Source organism: Streptomyces sp. NPDC049585, assembly GCF_040675615.1.
GTDB lineage: Bacteria > Actinomycetota > Actinomycetes > Streptomycetales > Streptomycetaceae > Streptomyces > Streptomyces luteosporeus.
Genome location: NZ_JBFAPE010000014.1, coordinates 101,709 through 123,720, shown reverse-complemented (window position 1 = coordinate 123,720; position 22,012 = coordinate 101,709). Strand labels below are relative to the sequence as shown.

General features: G+C 72.5%; 23 protein-coding genes. 11 read left to right on the top strand and 12 right to left on the bottom strand.

What is annotated here, in order from left to right:
- Window positions 1-8: 8 nt before the first annotated feature.
- From AB0K17_RS17065 to AB0K17_RS17045, 5 genes are all read right to left on the bottom strand, one after another.
- A complete protein-coding gene (locus AB0K17_RS17065; protein WP_365966990.1) occupies window positions 9-338 on the bottom strand; it encodes a hypothetical protein in 330 nt (109 codons plus the stop codon).
- Window positions 339-608: 270 nt separating this feature from the next.
- Window positions 609-1,520, bottom strand: coding sequence for a hypothetical protein (locus tag AB0K17_RS17060; RefSeq protein ID WP_365983379.1), 912 nt, complete (start codon window positions 1,518-1,520; stop codon window positions 609-611).
- 4 nt (window positions 1,521-1,524) lie between these two features.
- Window positions 1,525-1,896: a hypothetical protein gene (locus AB0K17_RS17055; protein ID WP_365983378.1), complete on the bottom strand. Its 372-nt coding sequence runs from the start codon at window positions 1,894-1,896 to the stop codon at window positions 1,525-1,527.
- A gap of 54 nt (window positions 1,897-1,950) precedes the next feature.
- Window positions 1,951-4,941 (bottom strand): CHAT domain-containing protein, encoded by a 2,991-nt coding sequence (locus tag AB0K17_RS17050; protein WP_365983377.1) that lies wholly within the window; start codon window positions 4,939-4,941, stop codon window positions 1,951-1,953.
- Between the two features lie 104 nt (window positions 4,942-5,045).
- Window positions 5,046-5,978 carry an NADP-dependent oxidoreductase gene (locus AB0K17_RS17045; RefSeq protein WP_365969804.1) on the bottom strand — a complete coding sequence of 311 codons (933 nt, stop codon included), beginning with the start codon at window positions 5,976-5,978 and terminating at the stop codon, window positions 5,046-5,048.
- Window positions 5,979-6,058: 80 nt separating this feature from the next.
- Here AB0K17_RS17045 and AB0K17_RS17040 point away from each other — a divergent pair, with 80 nt between their 5' ends.
- The gene (locus AB0K17_RS17040; protein WP_365983376.1) at window positions 6,059-7,024 is read left to right on the top strand and encodes a helix-turn-helix domain-containing protein; all 966 of its coding nucleotides are present in this window, start codon (window positions 6,059-6,061) and stop codon (window positions 7,022-7,024) included.
- Here AB0K17_RS17040 and AB0K17_RS17035 read toward each other — a convergent pair.
- Window positions 6,994-7,617, bottom strand: coding sequence for a DUF2867 domain-containing protein (locus AB0K17_RS17035; RefSeq protein ID WP_365983375.1), 624 nt, complete (start codon window positions 7,615-7,617; stop codon window positions 6,994-6,996). The two genes, AB0K17_RS17040 and AB0K17_RS17035, sit on opposite strands and share 31 nt — an antisense overlap.
- Before the next feature lie 119 nt (window positions 7,618-7,736).
- Between AB0K17_RS17035 and AB0K17_RS17030 the strand changes: the two genes are divergently transcribed.
- Entirely contained in the window at window positions 7,737-8,294 is a 558-nt protein-coding gene (locus tag AB0K17_RS17030) for a helix-turn-helix domain-containing protein (RefSeq protein ID WP_365969781.1), read from the top strand.
- A 210-nt stretch (window positions 8,295-8,504) separates the two neighbouring features.
- On the opposite strand, the gene AB0K17_RS17025 is transcribed toward AB0K17_RS17030, so the two are convergent.
- On the bottom strand, window positions 8,505-9,104 hold the full coding sequence (locus AB0K17_RS17025; RefSeq protein WP_365969782.1) for a TetR/AcrR family transcriptional regulator: 600 nt from the start codon (window positions 9,102-9,104) through the stop codon (window positions 8,505-8,507).
- An 85-nt stretch (window positions 9,105-9,189) separates the two neighbouring features.
- Here AB0K17_RS17025 and AB0K17_RS17020 point away from each other — a divergent pair, with 85 nt between their 5' ends.
- Window positions 9,190-10,590, top strand: a complete 1,401-nt coding sequence (locus AB0K17_RS17020; protein ID WP_365983374.1) for an FAD-dependent monooxygenase — start codon at window positions 9,190-9,192, stop codon at window positions 10,588-10,590.
- Here the strand turns inward: AB0K17_RS17020 and AB0K17_RS17015 are convergent.
- On the bottom strand, window positions 10,560-11,477 hold the full coding sequence (locus AB0K17_RS17015; protein WP_365969784.1) for an RNA polymerase sigma-70 factor: 918 nt from the start codon (window positions 11,475-11,477) through the stop codon (window positions 10,560-10,562). The genes AB0K17_RS17020 and AB0K17_RS17015 overlap by 31 nt on opposite strands.
- Window positions 11,478-11,628: 151 nt before the next feature.
- Between AB0K17_RS17015 and AB0K17_RS17010 the strand changes: the two genes are divergently transcribed.
- From AB0K17_RS17010 to AB0K17_RS16985, 6 genes are all read left to right on the top strand, one after another.
- Window positions 11,629-12,117: a carboxymuconolactone decarboxylase family protein gene (locus AB0K17_RS17010; RefSeq protein ID WP_365983373.1), complete on the top strand. Its 489-nt coding sequence runs from the start codon at window positions 11,629-11,631 to the stop codon at window positions 12,115-12,117.
- 67 nt (window positions 12,118-12,184) lie between these two features.
- Window positions 12,185-12,520, top strand: a complete 336-nt coding sequence (locus AB0K17_RS17005) for a type VII secretion target (RefSeq protein WP_365983372.1) — start codon at window positions 12,185-12,187, stop codon at window positions 12,518-12,520.
- Between the two features lie 7 nt (window positions 12,521-12,527).
- Window positions 12,528-13,823 carry an amidase domain-containing protein gene (locus AB0K17_RS17000; protein WP_365983371.1) on the top strand — a complete coding sequence of 432 codons (1,296 nt, stop codon included), beginning with the start codon at window positions 12,528-12,530 and terminating at the stop codon, window positions 13,821-13,823.
- Between the two features lie 65 nt (window positions 13,824-13,888).
- Window positions 13,889-14,260 (top strand): hypothetical protein, encoded by a 372-nt coding sequence (locus AB0K17_RS16995; RefSeq protein ID WP_365983370.1) that lies wholly within the window; start codon window positions 13,889-13,891, stop codon window positions 14,258-14,260.
- On the top strand, window positions 14,253-14,651 hold the full coding sequence (locus AB0K17_RS16990; protein ID WP_365983369.1) for a hypothetical protein: 399 nt from the start codon (window positions 14,253-14,255) through the stop codon (window positions 14,649-14,651). Before AB0K17_RS16995 ends, AB0K17_RS16990 begins: the two co-directional genes overlap by 8 nt.
- A gap of 514 nt (window positions 14,652-15,165) precedes the next feature.
- A complete protein-coding gene (locus AB0K17_RS16985; protein ID WP_365983368.1) occupies window positions 15,166-15,810 on the top strand; it encodes a LysE family translocator in 645 nt (214 codons plus the stop codon).
- A 14-nt stretch (window positions 15,811-15,824) separates the two neighbouring features.
- Here AB0K17_RS16985 and AB0K17_RS16980 read toward each other — a convergent pair whose 3' ends face one another.
- Entirely contained in the window at window positions 15,825-17,045 is a 1,221-nt protein-coding gene (locus AB0K17_RS16980) for a serine hydrolase domain-containing protein (RefSeq protein WP_365983367.1), read from the bottom strand.
- A 74-nt stretch (window positions 17,046-17,119) separates the two neighbouring features.
- On the bottom strand, window positions 17,120-17,821 hold the full coding sequence (locus tag AB0K17_RS16975; RefSeq protein ID WP_365983366.1) for a TetR/AcrR family transcriptional regulator: 702 nt from the start codon (window positions 17,819-17,821) through the stop codon (window positions 17,120-17,122).
- 93 nt (window positions 17,822-17,914) lie between these two features.
- Here AB0K17_RS16975 and AB0K17_RS16970 point away from each other — a divergent pair, with 93 nt between their 5' ends.
- The gene (locus AB0K17_RS16970; RefSeq protein WP_365983399.1) at window positions 17,915-18,991 is read left to right on the top strand and encodes an aldo/keto reductase; all 1,077 of its coding nucleotides are present in this window, start codon (window positions 17,915-17,917) and stop codon (window positions 18,989-18,991) included.
- Here AB0K17_RS16970 and AB0K17_RS16965 read toward each other — a convergent pair.
- A complete protein-coding gene (locus AB0K17_RS16965; RefSeq protein ID WP_365983398.1) occupies window positions 18,930-19,886 on the bottom strand; it encodes a MerR family transcriptional regulator in 957 nt (318 codons plus the stop codon). The two genes, AB0K17_RS16970 and AB0K17_RS16965, sit on opposite strands and share 62 nt — an antisense overlap.
- Window positions 19,887-19,993: 107 nt before the next feature.
- On the opposite strand from AB0K17_RS16965, the gene AB0K17_RS16960 reads away from it, so the two are divergent.
- Window positions 19,994-21,478, top strand: a complete 1,485-nt coding sequence (locus AB0K17_RS16960; protein WP_365983365.1) for an alpha/beta hydrolase — start codon at window positions 19,994-19,996, stop codon at window positions 21,476-21,478.
- On the opposite strand, the gene AB0K17_RS16955 is transcribed toward AB0K17_RS16960, so the two are convergent.
- Window positions 21,475-21,987, bottom strand: coding sequence for a hypothetical protein (locus tag AB0K17_RS16955; protein ID WP_365983364.1), 513 nt, complete (start codon window positions 21,985-21,987; stop codon window positions 21,475-21,477). The genes AB0K17_RS16960 and AB0K17_RS16955 overlap by 4 nt on opposite strands.
- Window positions 21,988-22,012 lie beyond the last annotated feature (25 nt).

Here is a 22,012-nt window from a genome sequence, read left to right as displayed (position 1 = left end):
CCGGTGGTTCAGCCGCCGCTGGAGCCGGAGTGGCTCTTGGACGAGGAGCAGCCGAAGCCGCCGCGGGAGACGGCCTTGCTCTTGTCGAAGGTGCCCTTGTCGGCGCGGCCGGAGCTGTTGGAGCTGCCGTAGTACCAGGTGCCGGAGCTGCTGCCCGAGCCGCTGCTCTTGCAGGCCTTGGAGTCCAGGACGCGGTATCCCTTGCCGGCCTCGTAGCTGTTGCGGTCCACGCAGCGCTTGTCCGGTTCGGAGCCGCAGGAGGTCAGGGCGGTGGCGAGGATGCCCATGCCGCCGAGTATCACCGTGCCGGAACGCAGCCTTCGTCGTTTTTGTGCCATGTGCGACGCCCCCGTCGTGTTCGAAAGTGCGTCCACACTAACCACGCCGCACGCCTGACCCTGTACCGGTGCCCCGAAGGGGCGCGGGGAACTGCGCGACAAGCCACGACGCACCCGCAGACGGAACGCCGTGCTCGGCTGCAGCCCACCGGTGGTCGATCGCGCCCACGCGGCGGCAGTCGCAGATCAGCACTGCCCCGCGCCCCTGACGGGGCACTGCCTGTCCGCCCGACAGGCCCCGGCCTGCCGTCGCACCGCCGCCGAGCGGGGCTACGCCCCTTTGCGGAAGAGTCGGTTGAGGGCCGTGCCCAGGCGGGGTTCCCACGGGGTGCCCGGGGGCGCGGCGAGGCCCACGTCGGCGGCCAGTCTTCGCAGGTGGACGTCGACGGCGGCCTCGACCAGGCCCGCGTGCGCCGCGGCCGCCCGCCGGCCGCGGCGCCAGGCGACCGGCGCGGTGACGGCGGCCACGACGGCGGCCGGCCACCACACGCAGCCGAGGGCGGCGTAGCAGCCGGCCCATACGGTTGCGGTGACGGCGGCGTCGAAGCGACTGCGGGAGGCGCGCAGCTCGGCCCGGGTCTCCTCCGGCAGCACCAGCCACAAGGCGGGCCAGCAGGCGGCGAGGTCGATGTCGTACTGGCCGCGCAGGCGGCTCTCGGTGGCGGCGAACCGGTCGCCGGTGTGCGTGGGCCTGGTCGGCCGGGCGAGGGCGATGAGGTCGCGGCGGGCGGTGAGTTCGTCGATGCGCAGGCGGTCCGCGTCCTGACGGTGGTGGGCCGGGGTGGCGCGGCGGATGCGGTCGATCTCCCTCTGGAGGGATGTCCAGCGCCCGGCCCTGCGCGCGGTCAGCCGCCGGTCGAGGGCGCGGGCCGCGCGCGGCCAGTTCCCGGTCCACAGGCGTACGGCCGCTTCTTCGGCGCATATGCGGACGAACGCCCCTGCCGCCACCGACGCGAGGACGACCACCGCCACCGCCGCGACCTGGCCCGCGACCGGCCGGTGCTCCGCCGTCGCGGCCCAGTGGCCGGCCCGTTCGCGCAGCAGGCCGCCGTCGAGGGCGTGGTCGTGGCCGAGCACGGCGGCGGCCGCGCTCGCCGCAAGGAAGAGCAGCCCGGGGGCCGCCGATGCGGACACCCACTTCTCGGCCAGTTTCTCGCCGAGACCGTCGAGGACGGGGGCCACCGGCTCACGCGTCCAGGACGCGCAGCGGCCGGTTCCGCAGCCAGCAGCGGCCGCCGGCGGGCAGCGGGCCGCCCGGTTGCCGGACGTCCTTCAGGCCGCACCAGCCGTCGGGGCAGACGTACACCTCGCCGGCGGCGTGCGGTACGGGCCCGGGGGCTCCGCCCTCGCCCTCCCCGCGGGTTGCTCCGATGGCGCCGGTCAGGACGTGCAGCGGGATGCCCAGGCCGGCGATCGCCTGCCGCACGGTCGTCGTCCCGGCCCGGACGGCCTGCACGGCGGCGCGCAGTGCGTCGCTGCGCCCCTCGGCGGCCATGACATCGTCCAGCCAGGCCAGCGCCGCACAGAAGGCGGGGCGCAGCGCGCGGTCGTCGTCCATGTCTCCCTCGTCGTTCAGGGGTCTCCCTCGTCGTTCAGGGGTCTGCCTCGTCTTTCAGGGTCCGCTGTGGACGACCGAGGCCCAGAACAGCGGGTCGTTGTAGTCGTCGTGGGTGCGCAGGGCCCCGACCGCCCGGTGCAGCGCGTGGGCCGGGCCGGGCGCGTCCGGTGCCGCGAGGTTGCGGTAGACCTCGCCGGCGAGCAGGGGGCCCATGGCGTCGGTCACGGTCCACAGGCTGCCGATGACGTGCCGGTAGCCGCACAGCTGGAAGGCGGAGGCCACGGAGAGGACCTCGTCGGCGAGTTCCTCTCCGGTGGCCGCGCTGTGGCAGGCCGACAGGTAGGCGAATTCGGCGTCCGGCAGCCGTTCGGCGGCCAGTTCGCGCAGGGTGAGTTCGCCGCCGTGCAGCAGGAGCCTGCTGCGGGAGGGGGCGTCCGGGTCCCGTACGCCGTGGCAGGCGAGGTGCGCGTGGGTGTGGGTGCGCAGGGCGGCGCGTACGGCTTCGGGCGTGGCGTCGGTGTCGCGCAAGGTGTCGCGCGGGCCCTGCAGGGCGCTCGCGGCGGCCAGTTCCGCGTCCAGGGAGTGCAGGCGCGGGTACGGTCCGGCGTCCACGGCGACCGCGACGAGTGAGGCCCGTCCGGGCTCCGGTGCCGGCCGGGAGCGGGCGTGGAGCAGGGAGCCGAGGGTCGGTACGTACGAGGAGACGACCCGGTCGTGGACGTAGGCACCGTCCTCGAGCACCGCCGCGTGCAGCGGCAGCAGGGACAGGACGCCGGTCGGGCACCACCACAGCCGCGGCGGCGGCTGGTGGCCGGGACGGAGGCGGTTAAGGACGGGGCCGGCGATGTGGGTGCCGAGCCAGCGCAGGGTGGCCTTCATGGCGACGTCGTGCCGGTACCGCTCCGGGCCGGGGGTGGACGGGTCGGCGAGCGCGGCGACAGCGGTGCGGAAGGTCTCGGCGTGGGTGGCGATGTCGCCCGCCGTGACCTTCAGGGGCAGGTGGTCGAGTGCGCCCCCGTCGGCAGTGGGTGTCAGCAGGAGGGCGAAGCAGCCCGGCGGGGACACATTGATCACGGCGACCGGCCCGTGTGCCGCCGCTTCCCTCAACTTTTCCCAGGTCGGCGGCCTTTGGAAGTCCTCCGTACCAGGCAGGGCGCGGATCTTCTCCACCAGCGCGTCGAAGTCGCCCGCCGCCTTCCGGCGCTCCTCGGGGCTGCGGTGCGGGGCGACGAGTTCGGCACAGACCTGCTCGAAGCGGTCGGCGAGCGGGCGGGACGCGGCCCTGAGCTCGTCCTGCCGGCCGCGCAGCTGGAGCGCCTGGGCCAGCAGGACGCCACGGCCCTGTTCCAGGCGGACGAGTGCCTCTCGCGTCTCTCCGGCCATGAGCGAGACGGTCGCGACCGTGGTGGCCAGAGGGGGCTGCTCGCGCAGGCGCGCCTCCTGCGACTCCCGGCCGAGGGCCCGCCCGGCCAGCTTGGGCAGGAGTTCGGCCAGCGCCACGCCGAGGGCGGTGCGAGCGACTTCCAGGGCGCCGAGTTCGAGGGCTGCCGTGGCCCACCGGCGGGCACATATCAGCCGGCTGCGGATGTCCTGGGCGGACGCCCGCGCGATGGCCTCGTACTGGTCGATCGCGGCGGCGAGTGCGCTGGCGTCGCCCGTCATCCGCGCCCGTACGAACAGGACGTCGCCCAGTTCCATCCGGGCCAGCAGCTGGTGGCGGCCGGTGTCCGCGGGGGTGCCGACCAGGGGCCGCAGGAGCTTCTCGGCGGCGTCGAGGCTCTCGACGTCCCCCGTGCGCACGGCTCGTTCCTCGAGGGCGACGGCCAGCTTGATGACCATCACGGGGTGGTCGTGCTGGGAGGGCGGTGTGGCCTGCACCGCGAACGCCAGGTCGCCGACGGCCCGGTCGATGTCGGCGAGGTCGCCGGTGACGCGGTAGCGCATGGTCAGGACGGAGGCCCGGTTGGTGAGCCGCTGAGGGTGGGCGGGCGAGGCGGCGGTCGCCGGGTCGTCGCACGCGTCCCGTGCGGCCCGGGTGGCCGCCTCCAGGTCGGGGGGTTCCTGCAGTTGGATGTATCGGGCGAGGTGGGCGACGCCCAGGAAGGAGGAGGCGGAGGCCCGTGTCTCCGGGTCGGGGATTCCCGCCGCCAGGACGGCCTCCAGCTCGGCGATCGACGCGTCGAGGTCGGCCAGTTCGCCCGTCAGCTCGAAGCGGATCCGCAGCGCCTGCCCCAGTTCGGCGCGGCGCCGCGAGCGCTCCTGCTCCCCGGTCGTGGGCGCGTCGGCGATCGTCCGCAAAAGGTCGACGGCCCTGTCCAGCCGCTCCCGGCCGCCGTCCCGTATGTAAGTGGTGATCTCGGCTTCGGGGCTGCCGTCGGGATGCGTGGCCGGCGGCTGCCCTGCCAGCGTCCGCCGGAGCTCGGTCAGCATCAGCGCGTGGAACGGGTCACCGGCGGGCAGGGCGGCGAGGGCCTCGCGCATGTGGCGAATGCCCTCCTCCCTCGATTCCGGGGGAGCGTCCTTGCAGCGGGCCGCGGCCACCAGGGCGGAGCCCATGGTGAAGGTGATGGAGGGCTCGGACGGCGTGCCCCGGGCCTCCTCGCGCGCCCAGGCGACGAGGACAGCGCTCGCGAAGACGCCTTCGTCGAACCCGTCCCTCTCGCTGCTCAACAGCAGGGCACTGCCGACGGCATGCACGGTCTCGTACGCGGGGACCACGGCCTGCGTGTGCTGGTCGAGCACCTCGCGTATCGCCTCCGGCACGAGCCGGGGATCCGCCGCGTGCACGAGACCGAAGAGGAACCAGCCGGCGTGGCGGTCCCACTCGCGTTTCGCCTCGGGGAGGTGGAAGTACCGGGCGAGGTAGTAGTACGCGGCCATGTAGACCCGTACGAACACCTCGCTGCCGACCGGGCCCACTCCCTCGGGCGTCAGCCGGTCGCGCACCTCGTGGAGCGCCATGGCGACGTTGCAGTGCGTCCGGCCGGCGAGCACCTCGTCACGCGACTCGGCCGACCATGGCGCGGCCCCCTCCTCGTACTCCACGGCCCCTCCCCCGTTCCCCCACCGCGATGGACGGCAACGCTAGCGAGCGGAGGGGGTCGGGGCGGCGGCAATTGCCGAAATCAGAAGGGGAGCCGAGGACGAGCTCAGGAAACCGTCAGCACGAGCTTCCCCGTGACCCGGTTCGTGTCGCCCAGCGCATGCGCCTTCGCGGCGTCCTCCAGCGGGAAGGTGGCCTCGACGACGGCCTTGAGCCTGCCCTCGCGCACCAGGTCGGCGATGGCGCGCATGCCCTCCTGGTCGGCCTCGACGAGGAGGGGGTAGGCGCGGGCGCCGCGGGCGGCGGCCTTCTCGGCGAGGTCCTCGGGGAAGTCGCGGATGGCGATGTTGACCAGCTGGCCGCCCGGCTTGAGCACCTCGACCGACCGGGTGGCGGTCTCGTTGCCGATGGTGTCGAAGACGACGTCGACCGGCTCGATCGCCGTGAAGTCCTCGGTGCGGTAGTCGATGACCTCGTCGGCGCCCAGCTCGCGCAGCAGCGCGTGCTTGGGGGCGCTCGCCGTGCCGATGACGTACGCACCGCGCGCCTTGGCGATCTGGACGGCGAAGTGGCCGACGCCGCCCGCCGCGGCGTGGATCAGGACGCGCTGCCCCGGGCGGACGTCCGCCGCGTCGACGAGCACCTGGTACGCGGTGAGTGCGGCCAGCGGGATGGCGCCGGCCTGGACGTGGTCGATGGTCTCGGGCTTGCGGACCAGCGCCCGGGCGGGGGCGACCACGTACTCGGCGAAGGACCCCACGCCGTACGGGTACGGGAGCATGCCGAAGACCTCGTCGCCGGGCTGGTGGAGGGTGACGCCCCAGCCCACCTCCTCGACGACGCCGGAGACGTCCCAGCCCAGGACGAGGGGCAGCCGGTCGAGGAAGCCGGCGCCCTGGCGGTGCTTCCAGTCGGTGGGGTTCATGCCCGCCGCGCGGACGCGGACGAGCACCTCGGAGGGGCCCGGGACGGGGCGGTCGGTCTCGATCTGCTCCACGACCTCGGGGCCGCCGTACGTGTTCTGGCTGATCGCCTTCATCTTGCTCATGGTGCCCAGCCTCTCCGGCCGGCGCACGCCGGGACAGTGGCCCGGGGGCCATGATGTGCAAACATTGGGCCATGCATCGTGTGGTGGTCCTGGCGCTGGACGGCGTCATTCCGTTCGAGCTCAGCCTGCCCGGACGGCTCTTCGGCGTCGCCCGGGACGCCGCGGGCCGGCCGCTGTACGAGGTGCTCACCTGCTCGCTGGACGGCGGGCCCGTCCGTACGGCCTCGGACTACACGATCAACGTCGGGCACGCCGCGGCGGACGTCCTGCCCAGCGCGGACACGGTGGTCGTCCCCGGCGCCGAGGAGTTCACGGAGATCACGCACCGGGCGGCGCTGCCGGAGCCGGTGGCGGAGGCGATGGCCCTGATCCGGCCGGACGCCCGCATCGTCGGCATCTGCGTCTCCACGTTCCTGCTGGCGGCCCTCGGCCTGCTGGAGGACCGGCCCGCGGCCACGCACTGGTTCCACGCCGAGCACTTCCGGCGGCACTACCCGCGGGTCGACCTGGACGCCGACGTGCTGTTCGTGGACGCCGACCGCGTCCTGACGTCGGCGGGCGCGGCGTCCGGCATCGACCTGATCCTGCACCTGATCCGCAAGGACCACGGCAGCGCGGTGGCCAACATGGTGGCGCGCCTGTGCGTCATCCCGCCGCAGCGGGAGGGTGGGCAGGCGCAGTACGTGGAGCGCCCGGTGCCGGCCGGTACGACCGCCAGCACCTCCGCGACGCGCGCCTGGGCCCTGGAGCGCCTCCACGAGCCCCTGCAGCTCGCCGACCTGGCCCGGCATGCCGGGATGAGCCGGCGGACGTTCACCCGCCGCTTCCGCGCCGAGGTCGGCATGAGCCCGGGCCAGTGGCTGGTGCAGCAGCGCACCGATCTGGCCCGGCACCTGCTGGAGACCAGCGACCTGCCGGTGGGCCGCATCGCCGAGCGCACCGGCTTCGGTACGGATGCCACCCTGCGCCACCACCTGCACGCCACGATCGGCGTGTCGCCGGGGGCCTACCGGCGGACGTTCCGCAGGGCCGCCTGATCCCCCGGCGGGGCCTGCTCCTGCCGCTTCCACTCGCGGCCGATCGCGCGCAGGAGGGCGGGGTACACCACCGCGTACCGGAACGGCTTGATGGCCGCCATGTAGCAGGTGCCGAACAGGCCGTTCGGCCTGACCAGTACGGCCATCCGGCCGCGGTGGCCGCCGCCCGGGACCGGGACCCAGCTCAGGTGCAGGATGCCGTGCACGGTGCTGTTGGCCATTTCGGCCGCCCATTCGTCGTGCGTCGCGTACAGGGGGCGGAATCCGCCGGCCCCGAGGACGGCGTCCGGCACGGTGTCACGCAGGTCGGCCGGCAGGCGGTGCCGCAGGGTGGGCACCCGGGTGCCGAGGCCGGCGCCGGGCTCGTCCCAGCCGAACAGCTTGCCGAGCTTCCAGCGGATCGCGAAGAGCAGGCGGGCGGCGCCCGAGGTGCCGTCCATCAGCTCGCCCTCGGTGAACAGCCGCACGAGGCGGGGCAGGTCGTCGGGGCCGCCCGGGGTGGGCAGGTCCCACACGTCCTCCAGGTGGAAGTCGCCGGCGATCCCGTGGATCCGCAGGGGGCGGGAAGTGTGAGAGGTTCTGGGCAGTTTCATGAGCTGTTTCGCAAGCTTTTTCATGAGCAACCCCCATGTATACGGTGGCGTATAAATCGAGGGTAGGCGCGTCTGTACGGTGCCGTATAGATGCAGGGGCAGTGAGGGGAGACACAACCATGGCCGTGGCCCGCACGCCGCGCGGCAAGTGGATCGAGGCGGGCCTGGAGGCACTGTCCGCCGGCGGCCCGGACGCCGTACGGATCGAGTCGCTCGCCCAGGCGCTCGGCGTCAGCAAGGGCGGCTTCTACGGGTACTTCCGCAACCGCGACGCGCTCCTCGACGAAATGCTCGACGCCTGGGAGCGCGAGGTCACCGACGAGATCATCGAACGCGTCGAGGCGGACGGCGGGGACGCCCGCACCAAGCTCCAGCGGCTCACGGCCATCGCCTCGTCCGCCGACGGACTGACCTCCGACGTCACCACCGACCTCGCGATCCGCGACTGGGCCCGGCGCGACGAGGCGGTGGCCCGCCGCCTGCGCCGCTGCGACAACCGGCGCATGGCCTACCTGCGGGAGCTCTACGGCGACTTCTGCCCGGACGCGGAGGAGGTCGAGGTCCGCTGCCTGATCTCCTTCTCCCTGTGGATCGGCAACCACCTCGTCGCCGCCGACCACGGCCCGCGCACCCGCGCACAGGTGATGGAACAGGCCGCCCAACGCCTCCTGGCGTAGGACTCGCAGCGCCCCGCAGGGGCGCGGGGAACTGCAGGAGCAACCACGACGCACCCGCGGACGAAGTACCGTGCTGCGCCCCGTCAGGGGCGCGGGGCAGTGCCCCGTCAGGGGCGCGGGGCAGTGCCGATCTGCGGCTGCCGCCGCGTGGGCGCGAGCAACCACGACGCACCCGCGGAGGAAGTACCGTGCCGCGCCCTCTGCGGGCGCCTACGCGTAGTCGCGCCCGTTCAGGCCGCGGTAGACGAAGCGGGTCAGCGCCTCGGTCACCTCGTCGTCGCTGAGGGCGTCGAACTGGTGCCGCCAGCTCTGCAGGAACGTGTGGACCAGCCCGAACGCCATGCGGACGGCCAGCTCCGGCGGCCCCGGCAGGGTGCGGCCGGCGTCCGTCACGGCCGTGACGTGGTCGAGGATGTCGTCCGCCTCGGCGGCCGCGCGGCGGTCCACGGTGGCGGCGAACTCCTCGTTGACGAGCGCCGCCTGCTGCACGGCGCGGATCGTGACGACGTGTTCGCGGTAGTGGGCGATGTACGCCGCGACGTGCTGGCGCACGGCCTCGGGGTCGGTGAAGTCCTTCAGGTGCCCCGGTTCGGCGGCCACCGTGTCGGACTCGGCCGCCATGTCGGCCATGAGCGCCTCCAGCAGCGCTTCCTTGCTGCCGAAGTGGTTGTAGAAGGAGCCCGCGGCGCGGCCGGCCTCCGCGGTGATGTCGGTGATCTTCGTGGCCAGGTAGCCGCGTTCGGCGAACACGCGCTTCGCCGCGGCCTTCAGTGCGGCCTCGGTCTCCGCCGCCCTCTCCTTGCGCTTCACGGCACCTCCCTTGACGGGAACGGTATCAACACTGAAGATGAATTCAGATTCAGTGAACCACCATTCACTTTTTGAGGGGATCCCCATGCACACGCTCATCGCAGGAGCCGGCCCGACCGGCCTCACCCTGGCCGTCGACCTCGCCCGGCGCGGCCTCGCCGTCCGCATCGTCGACAAGGCGGACCGGCACTTCGCCGGCTCGCGCGGGGACACGCTCCAGCCGCGCACGCTCGAGGCCTTCGAGGACCTCGGCGTCCTCGACGCGGTGCTCCGGCAGGGCTGCCCGGTGCGGGCGACGCGCATCCACCTCGACGGGGCCCACGTCATGGACCGGCGGATGGTCGAGCCCGCGGCCCCGACCCCCGACGTGCCGTACCCGAACCCCTGGGTCCTCGGGCAGTCGCAGACGGAGGCCGTCCTGCGGGACCGGCTCGCCGGCCTCGGCGTACGGGTCGAACTCGGCACCGCCCTCGTCGACTTCGCCCAGGACGCGGACGGGGTGACCGCCCGCCTGTCGACCGGCGAGACCGTGCGCGCCGCCTACCTCGTGGGCGCCGACGGGGCGAGCAGCACCGTCCGCAAGGCGCTCGGCATCGCCTTCCCCGGAACGACGGACGAGGCGACGCGCATGCTGATCGCGGACGTGGCGGCGGACGACCTGGACCACGACTGGGGCCACTGGTTCGCCCGTGCCTCGGACCCCATGCGCGGCGTCCACCTGAGCCCGCTGCCCGGCGCGGACCGGCTCTTCCAGTACCACGCGCCGCTGCCCGAGGGCGTCACCGAAGCGCCCCTGGAGACCCTGCAGGAGATCCTCGACGGGTTCGTCGGGGGCATCCGGCTGAGCCGCCCCGCCTGGTCGAGCATCTGGCGGCCCAACGCGCGCCTGGCCGAGCGCTACCGCATGGGGCGCGTCTTCCTCGCCGGCGACGCCGCGCACGCGCACCCGCCCACCGGCGGCCAGGGCCTCAACACCGGTGTGCAGGACGCCTACAACCTCGGCTGGAAACTCGCCGACGGCTCGCCCGTCCTCCTCGACACGTACGAGATCGAGCGGCGCGCGACGGCGGCGCGCGTCCTGGGCATCTCCTCGGAGCTGCTGCAGCGCTACCAGGACAAGTCCGAGGACGCGTTCGAACGCGGCGAACACACCCGCCAGCTGGACGTCACCTACCGCGCGTCCGAGGGCCGTATCGTCGCCGGCGACCGCGCGCCCGACGCGCCCGTCACCGACCCGGACGGCCGGCGGATCCGGCTCTTCGACCTCTACCGGGGCCCGCACCCGACCCGCCTGACCTTCGGCGACGCCCCGGCCCCCGACGGCCCCCACGCGTACGCGGTGCTGCGCCCGGGCGACACCGCGCCCCCCGGCCCGTACGTCGTCGACCACGACGGCCACGCGCACGCGGCGTACGACGCCTCGGCCGGCACGCGCGTCGTCGTACGCCCCGACGGTTACATCGGATACATCGGATCGCGCAGCTGACGCATCAGGGCGGTCTCCCGCTCCACGTGCGAGAGCTTCTCGGGGTTGCGCACGGCGTACAGCCCGGAGATGAGGCCGTCGTCGAAGCGCACCGCCAGCACGGTGTCGATGGCACCGTCGAGGGACATGACCAGTGCCGGGTGGCCGTTGACCTGCGCCGACCGCATCGCGACCCGGCCGGCGACCTTGCCCAGCCCGCCGATCAGCAGACGGCTGACCTTGTCGGCCCCCGTGACCGGCCGCAGGACGGCCTTCTTGATGCCGCCGCCGTCGCCGAGGAGGACGACGTCCGGCGCGAGGATGTCCAGCAGGCGCTGCAGATCGCCCGTCTCGGTCGCCTGCCGGAACGCGTCGAGCGCGTGCTCGGTCTCGTTCCGGCTCACCACGCCGCGCGGCCGGCGCGCCGCCACGTGCGCCCGCGCGCGGTGCGCGATCTGGCGGACGGCGGCCGGGGTCTTGTCGACGGCCTCGGCGATCTCGTCGTACCCCAGGTCGAACACCTCGCGCAGGACGAACACCGCCCGCTCGGTCGGCGCGAGCGTCTCCAGGACGAGCATCATCGCCATCGAGACGCTGTCGGCCAGCTCGACGTCCTCGGCCACGTCCGGGGCGGTCAGCAGCGGCTCGGGCAGCCAGGAGCCGACATAGGACTCCTTGCGCCGGCCCAGCGCGCGCAGCCGGCTGAGCGCCTGGCGGGTGGTGATGCGCACGAGGTACGCGCGCCGGTCGCGGACCGCGCCGAGGTCGACGTCCGCCCACCGCAGCCAGGTCTCCTGCAGGACGTCCTCGGCGTCGGCGGCCGAGCCGAGCATCTCGTAGGCGACGGTGAACAGCAGGTTCCGGTGGGCGACGAAGGCCTCGGTGGCGGGGTCGGTTGTTGGTGTCACGCGCACAAGACGCCGGCCGGGGCGGTCCTGTGACACCGGGGGCCGGTGACATGGCCCACACCCACTTCCCGTCACAGAAAACGGCCCGTCGGCATCTTGTGGTCACCCAGTGCACGAGCACGAGTTACGAGTTACGAGTGAGGACGCCGTTATGGACACCACCCGGTTCAACATGTTCGAGAACGAGTTCGGCAGCAAGTTCGTCAAGCGCTTCGCCAACGCGGGCATGCTCATTCAGCAGTCGCCGCTGCCGATGTCCACGCAGCACCTCGTGTCGCTGCGCGCCAGCCAGATCAACGGCTGCGGCTGGTGCGTCGACCTGCACACCAAGGACGCCGTGGCCGACGGTGAAACGGCGGTCCGGCTGAGCCTGGTCGCGGCCTGGCGCGAGTCCACGGTGTTCACCGAGCCCGAGCGGGCCGCCCTGGCCTTCGCCGAAGAGGGCACCCGCCTCGCCGACGCCCACGAGGGCGTCTCCGACGAGACCTGGGCCCGCGCCCGCGAACACTACGACGACGACCAGCTCGCCGCCCTGATCGCCCTGGTGGCCCTCATCAACGCCGCCAACCGCCTGGCCGTCCTCGTCCACCAGAAGGGAGGCTCCTACGAGCCCGGCATGTTCGCGGCGGCCATGAACTGAACTGACGCTCGATCCCCCTGGGCGCGCCGTAGGCTATTGCGGTTTGCGGCCACTCAGGGGGGAATCGATGACCACGAACGCGAACATAAACGTCGGGACGACCTACGTCCGCCAGGGCGCCGGCGGCACCCGCACGGCCGCCGAAACGGCGCTGGAGAACCTCGGCCACTCCCTGGACTCCAGCGACACGGCCGCCGACGGCCACCACGGCTGGACCTCCGCCGCAGCCCTCAAGCAATGCGCGACCGCCTGGGAGAACCACATGGTCGACCTGGCGAAGCAGATGAACACCATGGCGGAGAACCTCCACAGCTCCGCCAACGCCTACGACACCACCGACCTCCAGGCCAAGGACGCCATGTCCCGGCTCCACCACGCCCTCTCCGACTTCGCGGGGAAGTGACGGGGCGATGGTCTCCTTTCACGACCTGTACACCTGCCGCGTCGACCAGTGGAAAAAGGCCGCCGACGACTGGGTGGCCCTCTCCCGGCGCTCCATGACCGCCTCCGAGGACATCCGCGCCCAGGGCAAGAAGCCCCTCGACGACCACTGGGCCGACGCCACGGGAAAGAAGGCCGGCAAGCGCCTGGAGGACATCGCCAACCGCCTGGAGGCCGGCGGCGACATCATCAAGGGCGTGGCCATGGTGCTCGACGGCCTGGCGTACGCGATGGAATGGTCCCAGCGCACGCTCTTCCACGCGGTGGAGCTGGCGAACGAGTACGGCCTGCACATCCAGGACGGCCGAGCCGTAGGCCCCTACTCCACCGCCGCCCCGACGGGCCCCAACGTGCCGCAGAACGTGCGCGACGACTATGCGAAGGACTTGGCGCACATAGCCGAAGTCAACGCCCTGATAGAAGAATCGTTGCGCCAGGCGACGCAGGCCGACACGAAGGCCTCGGCCGAACTGGCCAAGCTGGCGACGACGATCAACGTGGCCAACACGAGCAGAGCCCACAACGAGCTCGAGGTCGAGGCGTCGCACGTCGAGTTCGACATGATCAGAGCCAGCATCCCGTCGGGCAAGGACCCCCACCTGGTCCGCACCTGGTGGGACGGCCTGACCCCCGACCAGCAGAAAGCCCTGATGCGGGCGGATCCGGTGACCCTGGCCGACCTCAAGGGCCTGCCCGCGGAGGTGGGACGGGAGCTCAGGGGCCCGGACGGCAAGATCGACCGGGTGGAGATGGTGCGGTACGCGCTGGACCACTGGAACAAGGGCGACGACGTCGAGTTCGACAGCAACTGCGCGAACTTCGTGTCCTCCTCACTCGAAGCCGGCGGCATGAAGAAAAAGTTCGACTCCTGGTCGGGTCCCATGGGCGACAACACCTGGGGCCGGGAGAGCGGCACGGGGTGGGGGGACCTCGACAAGCGGTTGTACTACTCGCGCTCCTGGGCACTGGCCAAAGATCTCCACAGCTTCCTGGTGCGCAATGGCGGCGAAGAGATCCCGAGGTCGGAGGCACGCCCGGGCGACGTCATCTTCTATGAGCAGGTGGCGCCAGGAGCCAGTGAGCCACAAGGCCAGACCTATCACGCCGCCGTCGTCACCTCGGTCACGCCCGACGGCGATATCAAGCTGACGCAACACACCAGCTCATGGCGGAATGTCAGCCTGGAAAGCCGGGCCCATATCGCCTCCAGGAACGACGGCGAGCAGCGCATCCACATCGTCCGCCCCCACCCGAATTGGTACTGATGGCTACCTCCCCCTCCCCCGCCGCCCCGGCCCCTACCGCCGACAGGCGCCCGGTCGCGCCCGGCATGGTCCTCGCCGCGCTATGGGTGCCGGTCGCGACCATTGTCGGTGTGGTGACCTCGTGGCAGGTGCAGAACATTCACCGCGATTGGGTCCACCGGCAGCAGGCGGCATGCCGGCACATGCCCGCTCCGAAGGCGGAATTCATCGCCGCGTGGGCAGGGCCGGCGCTCGGCGTATCGGCGGTCGTCGTCTGCGTGATGCTCGCCAGGTGGATTCGCCGCCGGTACGGCGTGCGGATGTGGGAGACCAAGCGCGGGCTGGTGGCTTTCGTCGGCGTCCTGCCCAACGTCGTGACGATCCTGCTGGAGCTGTCCACCCTCTATGCCACGTACCACCCCCTCCACACCGGCTCGATCCTCGGCGACTGTGGCTAGCCGCCTGGTTACGCCCGGCACGGTCTTCACCGGGCTCCTGGTGCCCGCGTTGACCGTGGCCGGGGCCGTCAGTTCCCTGCACGCGCAGGACATCGAGAACGACTGGTCCTGGAAGCAGCAGTTCGCATGCCGGCACATGCCCTTCCCCGTGTCCGATTACGTCGCCGCATGGCTCGGGCTGATCCTGGGCGTGGGGGCCGTGGTCGCCTGCGTGCTGGTGGGCAGGTGGATCCACCGGCGGGACAACGTCCCGCTCTGGCAGCGGTGGCCGGGGGCGGTGGCCTTCGTCTGCGTGTGGTTCAGCCTGCTGACCATTCCGATGGAGCTGATCACGCTGTACGAGACGTACTCCATCGCTGACTCGGGCGTGTTCCTGGGCGACTGCGGCTAGGCCGTGTCCGGCGGACCTCCGTCACGCGCCACCACGGCGCCCCGTAGGGGCGCGGGGAACTGCGCGATCAGCCGGCGACGGCCCGCAGCTGACACGCCACCCCGGGGTCCGGGCAATCCGCGGCCGCGTCGTGGCTTGTCGCGCCCACGCGGCGGCAGCCGCATATCGACACCGCCCCGCGCCCCTTGCGGGGCACTGGGTGATCCGCCGGACACGGCCTACCCGCCCGGTCGCGCCCGGCACGGCTGTCGCCGCGTGGGCGCGATCGGCCACCGGCGGCCTGCAGCCGAGGTCCCCCCCCCGGGGCCGGGCGCAGCACTCCGTCCGCGGGCGCATCGTGGCTTGTCGCGCAGTTCCCCGCGCCCCTGACGGGGCGCCGTGGTGGCGCACAGGGGGCGCGGAGACGCCGGACGGCGGGGCCGTATCCTGGCGCAGGCGTTGCCGATGCCTCGCAGACGGGCGTCGCCCCACCCTCCGGGCATCAGGTGCCCGGCAAGCGATGAGGAGTTGACTGGTGATCGGTCCGGCCGCAGTAGGGGGAGTGGCCCTGGTCGAACTTGGCATGGCCCTGACTCCGGGACCGAACATGATCCACCTCGCCTCTCGGGCGATCACCCAGGGCCGCAGGGCGGGGCTGGTCAGTCTGAGCGGGACCGCCGTGGGGTTCGTGTGCTACCTGCTGGCCGCGGCCGCGGGTCTGTCCGCGTTGTTCGCGGCCGTGCCGCTGGCGTTCACGGTGGTCAAGCTCGCCGGGGCCGCCTATCTCGCCTACCTGGCCTGGGGCATGCTCAAGCCCGGTGGCCGCTCGCCGTTCGCACCGGCCCGGGATCTGGCTCCGGTCTCCGATGTCCGCCTGTTCTCGATGGGGCTCCTGACCAACCTGCTCAACCCAAAGATCGCTCTCATGTACGCGGCTCTTCTGCCTCAGTTCATGGATCCGCAGGCGGGCCCGAACTGGGCGCAACTGCTCCAGCTCGGTGGTGTGCAGATCGTCGTGGGGATCTCCGTGAACGCTCTGATCATGCTGGGCGCAGCACGCGTGTCGGGGTTTCTGGCCGCCCGGCCTCGCGTGATGACCGCGCAGCGGTTCGCGTCGGGCGCCCTGCTCGGTGTCTTCGCGCTGCGTACCGCCCTGTCGCGTACGCCTGTCCCGGCCTGACGATCACCGATCAATCACCTGCCCTGCGAACCGTTCGGGCGCGAGAAGTCCTGGTCGCCGCAGAGTGCCGTGCTCAGCACTCGCACGGCGGCTGCGTCCGCCTCCTTCGACTTCGTGAAGTTCCTGTTGAGTGCGAGGGTGACCTGTCGCTTGCCGTCCGCCGTCGTGAAGCTGAACGTGTTGTAGCCCGCCACGCTGCCGCTGTGGCCCCATACCGGGGCTTCCTTGCCGCAGTAGTTGATGGTGCCCTCCAGGCCCAGGCCGTAGGAGCGGCCCGCGCGGTCGGGGCCCATGGACTGCATGGTGTGCATCTCGCGCAGCAGGTGCGGCGGCAGCAGTTTTCCGTCCGCCAGGGCTCGGTAGAAGCTGTTGAGGTCGTGGGTGGTGGAGATCAGCGTGCCGGCGCTCCAGATGGTCGCGGGGCTGAATTCCGTGAGGTCGGTGGGGGTGGCCGTAGCACCGTCGAGCCATTCGTAGCCGTTCAGGTGGGGGCCGGGGAGCTGCGGGGTGGTGGGGAAGGAGGTGCCAGTGAGGTGCAGGGGGTGGATGATCCGGCGGTTGAGCTCCTGGCCCAGTGAGTGCCCGGTGAGGCGTTCCACCATCAGGCCGAGCACGACGTAGTTGGTGTTGGAGTATCCCCACGCCCCCTGCGCGCCGGGGTCGAACTTCCAGCCCTTTTCCACGGCCAGTGCCACCAGCTCACGCGGCGTGTAGTCGGCGGTCTTCAGGGTCCGTATCGCGTCGGGCTTCTGCAGCAGGACGTCGGTCAGGAAGTCCGGCAGTCCGCTGGTGTGGTTCAGCAACTGCCGTACCGTGACGCGCTCGCCGTGCGTGCCGGCCGGCACCAGTCCGGGCAGGTGGCGCTCGACGGGGTCGTCGAGGCGGAGCTTTCCCTCCTCGACGAGTTGCAGGACGACCGTGGCGACGAAGCTCTTGGTGACGCTCCCCGCGCGGAAGCGGTCCCCGGCCTTCACCTGCCGCCCGCTGCCGAGCTGCGCAACCCCGCTCGTCCCGCTCCACACCTTGCGCCCCTCCCGTACCTCGACGACCGCGCCGGGCACGCCGGCCGCCACCGTCGCGTCGAGGGCCTGCTGGAGGGCGGTCGTGCGCGGCGTGGCCGCGTGGGCCGGGGCCGCGTGGGCCGGGGCCGCGTGGGCCGGTGCCGCCACTGCCTGGGGCAGGACGGCGCCGGCGAGCAGGGCGGCGACAACAGCGGTTTTGCCGGACGGAAGCATGGGGCACCCGGGCCTTTCTCGGAGCGTGCGAGCTGATGCCCCATCAACTTATGCGGCCCGCCGGGCATGAGTGATCACGAGCAAGGTGGATTCTCGGCGTCCCGCCCCCTAAGGGAATCCCGAAGGGAATCCTGAAGGGGATCCCGAGGGGATTCCCGCACATACGCCCCCGCCCGTGCCGCCGCCTCCGCCGCCGCGGCGGCGCGCGTCGCCGCGGCCTCGTCGGGCGGGGTCGGGGTCGTCAGGAGGCGGTAGTAGAGGGGTGCGGAGACGGCGCGGACGACTTCCCGGGGGTCCGTGCCGGCGGGGAGTTCGCCGCGCTGCACGGCCCGTTCGACGCAGGGGGCCCATTCCCCGACCCGTCGTTCGTAGAAGCGGTGGAGGGCCTCCGCCGCCTTCTCGTCGCAGGTCGCGGCCGTGATCAGGGCCTTGAACAGGGGTCCTTGGCGGGGGTCGGTCAGGGTGCGGCGGACGAGGTCGGCGTTGGCGCGCAGGTCGCCGCCGAGGGTGCCGGTCTCCGTGCGCGATACGGACTGGTCCGCCATGTCCTGCAGGAGGTCGGCGACGAGGCCGGCGGTGGTGCCCCAGCGGCGGTAGACCGTCGTCTTGCCGACGCCGGCGCGGCGGGCGACGTCGGTGAGGTCGAGGCGGGCGAAGCCCGTCTCGGTGAGGGCGTCCTCGGCGGCGCGCAGCACTGCTTCCCGCACCCGTGCCGTACGCCCTCCCGGCCGTACGGTTCCCGGCTCGACCCCGGCCTCACCCTTCTCACCCTTCATAACGGGACTCCTGTTCCATTAACGCTTCGACCCTGCTATCTTCCTTCCTAACGGGACTATAGACCCGTTAACCAGGGAGGGATTCACATGGCCATGGAATACAGGCGACTCGGCGCTTCCGGACTCCTCGTCCCCGCGCTCAGCTTCGGCGCCGGCACCTTCGGCGGGCAGGGGCCGCTCTTCAGCGCCTGGGGCACGGTCGCCGGCGACGAGGCGCGGCGCCTCGTCGACATCTGCCTGGAGGCCGGCGTGAACATGTTCGACACCGCCGACGTCTACTCCGCCGGCACCTCCGAGGAGGTCCTCGGCCAGGCGATCAAGGGCCGCCGCGACCAGGTGATCGTCTCCACCAAGACCGGCCTGCCCCTCGGCGACGGCCCCCTCGACGCCGGCACCTCGCGCTCCCGCCTCGTCGCGGCCGTCGACTCCGCCCTGCGCCGGCTCGACACCGACTACATCGACCTGCTGCAGCTGCACGCCTTCGACGCCGGCACCCCGGTCGAGGAGGTGCAGGGCACCCTCGACGCCCTCGTCCGCGCGGGCAAGGTCCGCTACACCGGCGTCTCCAACTTCTCCGGCTGGCAGACGATGAAGTCCCTCGCCGCCGCCGACCGGCACGGCCACCCCCGCTACGTCGCCCAGCAGGTCTACTACTCCCTCATCGGCCGCGACTACGAGTGGGAGCTGATGCCGCTCGCCGCCGACCAGGGCCTCGGCGCCATCGTCTGGAGCCCGCTCGGCTGGGGCCGGCTGACGGGGAAGATCCGCCGCGGTACGCCGCTGCCCGCCGACAGCCGGCTGCACACGACCGCCGACTACGGCCCGCCGGTCGACGACGAGCACCTGTACCGCGTCGTCGACGTGCTGGACGAGATCGCCGAGGAGACCGGCAAGGCCGTGCCGCAGATCGCCCTCAACTGGCTGCTGCAGCGCCCCACCGTCGCCACCGTCCTCATCGGCGCCCGCAACGAGGAGCAGCTGCGCCAGAACCTCGGTGCCGTCGGCTGGTCCCTCACGCCCGAGCAGGTCGCGCGGCTCGACGCCGCGAGCCACCGCCCCGCCCCGTACCCGTACTTCCCCTACGAGCGCCAGGCCGCCTTCGCCCGCCTCAACCCGCCCCTGATCCCCGCCCCGCAGGAGCAGCCGCAGGAGCAGCCGCAGGAGCGGTGAGGGCCGCCAGCAGCCAGTCGTGCGCGACCCCGGCGGTCGGCTCCGGCCGCCCGCCGGGCGGCGTGACGACCTCGGCCACCAGCTCCCAGTAGCGGTCGAGCCGCGGATCGGACCCCAGCTGCCCGGCCAGCCGCCGGCGGAACCCCGCGCTGTCGCGCGTGCCGTACGCGCTCGCGTACGCGGCGACGAAGCAGTCCAGCGCCTCCCCGGGCTGCGGCGCCCGGTTCCGCCGGAGGGCGACGGCCGCCAGTTCGTACGCCTCGGCCAGCCCCCCGTACAGCACCGCCGCCCCACGGGCACCGGCCTCATGGTGTGCGTGCGGCTGCGGCGGTGCACCACCGGTACACGGCGCGGCCACCAGGGCGCACAACCGGGCGAACGCCAAAACCTGCCCCGGCGCCGGTTCGTCGGGCGGCTGCGGCACCGCCGCCTCCAGGAACTGCGCCGCCGCCCCGGCCGGCATCCGCGCCGGCAGCCACGCACGCCAGAACCGCACCAGCACGTCGGTGCTCGGCGCCGCCGTCACCGCCCCCACCAGCCGCAGCCGCTCCGCCCGTTCCCCCGGCGGACACTCCTGCACCAGCCGCAGCCCCGCCTCCCGCCAGCGCAGCGCCTTCAGGCCGGAGGCGACCTCGCGCAACTGCCCGGCGACCGCGTCCTCCAGCGCCCGCTCCCCCGCCGCCTCCTCGTCGAGGACCCGCCGCACGTCCGGCACCGGCAGCCCCAGGGCCCGCAGGGAACGGATCAGGCGCAGCCGGTCCGCCGCCTCCGGCCCGTACCGGCGGTGTCCCCCGGCACTGCGGCACGCCTCCGGCAACAGGCCGCGGTCGGAGTAGAAGCGGACGGTCTTGACGGTGACGCCGGCCGACTGCGCGAGCTCACCGATGCTGCACAGGCCGTCCTGCGCACCGTCCTGCGCACCGTCCTGCGATCCGTCCCGCGATCCGTCCTGCGACGTGAACACTTGAACCTCCACCAAGGGGAGTTCCTAACGTAACTGCCATGACCACCACCGCATTCATCCTGGTCCCGGGCCTCTTCACCGGCCCCCACGTGTGGGAGGCCACCGCCGCCCGCCTGACCGCCGCCGGCGCCGAGGTGCACACGCCGGTACTGGCCGGCCCGGACCTGGAGGCCGACATCACGGCCGTCCTGACTGCAATAGATGCGATCGATCCCGCCTCCGAGCAGCAGATCGTGCTGGCAGGACACGACTACGGCATCCACCCCGCCGTCGGCGCCGCCGACCGCCGCGCCGATCGCATCGCCCGCATCGTGTACGTGGACTCCGGCATGCCCCGCGACGGCGTACCGGCCGTGGCCGCCGTCCCCGACCAGGAGCTGTCCCGGCACCTGACCGAGACCGCCGGTGCACTCCCTCCCCCGGCCACCGGCGCCGAGTGGCAGCGCTGGGGCAGCACGGAGGGCGTCCCGGCCGCCGCCCTCGACCGCCTCACCGCCCTCGCCACGGAGCAGCCGGTGGGCACGTTGCTGCAGCCGCTGCGGCTGACGGGTGCCGTGGCCGCCGTCCCCACGACGGGGGTGCTGTGCACGGGCAGCGGCACGAGCATCGAGATGCTGCAGATGCTCGTGGGACTCGGCGACCCGGCCCTGCAGGCCCTCACCGACCCGCGCGTCAGCTTCTTCGAACTCGCCACGGGCCACTGGCCGATGCTGTCCCGCCCGGACGAACTCGCGGACGTCCTGCTGAGCGCCGCCGCCGGCGAGGGTCACCGGCTCAAGCCGGCCGCGGGCGGTGAATCGCCCACCCACCTGCGGCCGTTCCTGCTCGACGTACCCGAGGTGCCGCACGAGCGGCACGGCAACGTCGACCTGTACCTGCCGCCGGGCGCCGACGGTCCGCTGCCCGCGATCGTCTTCGTCCACGGCGGCCCGGTACCGGCCGGGGCGCAGCCCACGCCGCGCGACTGGCCGACGTTCGTGGGGTACGGCCGGTACGCAGCGGAACAGGGCGTCGTCGGCGTCACCCTCGACCACCGCCTCCACGACGTCGGCGACTACGAACGCGCCGCCGCGGACGTCGCCGCCGCGGTCGCCCTCGTACGGGCCGACCCGCGCGTCGACGGCGACCGGGTGGGGCTGTGGTTCTTCTCCGGCGGCGGGCCGATGACGGCCGACTGGCTGGCCGCACCGCCGGAGTGGCTGCGATGCGTCGCCGCCACGTACCCGATCCTCGCGCCTCTGCCGAACTGGGGCTTGGTGGGCGACCGATTCCGCCCGGCATCGGTGATCGCCCGCGCGGGCCGGCTGCCGTTTCTCCTCACGCGGGTGGGCCTGGAGATGCCGGAAATCGCCGCCACGGTGGAGGAGTTCGTCGCCGCAGCGAAGGACTGCGGCGCGAACCTCGAAATCATCGACGCCCCGCACGCCCACCACGGCTTCGAGACGCGCGACGTGACGGACGAATCACGCGCGGTGGTGCGGCGGGCGATGCGGGGTGTGCTGGCGCACTTGGGCGCGGTTTAGACCTTCGTGAAGCACATCGTGGAGTTGCTGAAGCGACCCACGGTACGGAGGCCGATGGCGTACTCCGGGCCGCAGTGCTTGTCGGCACCCAGCAGCGTTTCGCCCATCTTGTACTGCGCCTCGGGCGAGCCGCAGTCGACGATCGTCGGCAACGGATCGTTGTCCGGGTGCTCGATCTTCACGCAGTCGCCGCGCTGCGGCTGGTGCTTCTTGGCCTCGTCGACCTTGGCGGTCCGCTCGGCCTCCTTCTTGGCCTTCCCGCCATTGGGGTTGGTGTTGTAGTCGTACACGTACCAGGCGCCGCCGCCGAATATCGCCAGGAGGACGACGGCGGTTATCAGCCCGCGCAACGGGCTGGCCTGCGGCCGGCGGGGCGGGGCGGGCGGTTGCGGCATCGGCTGGCCGTACGGTTGCCCGTAGGGCTGCTGCGGGTGCGGGTACGGCTGCTGCCCGTAGGGCTGCTGCGGGTACGGCTGCTGGTGCTGCGGGTATTGCGGCGGTACGGACAAGGTGGAGTCCCCGTGATCGACTGGC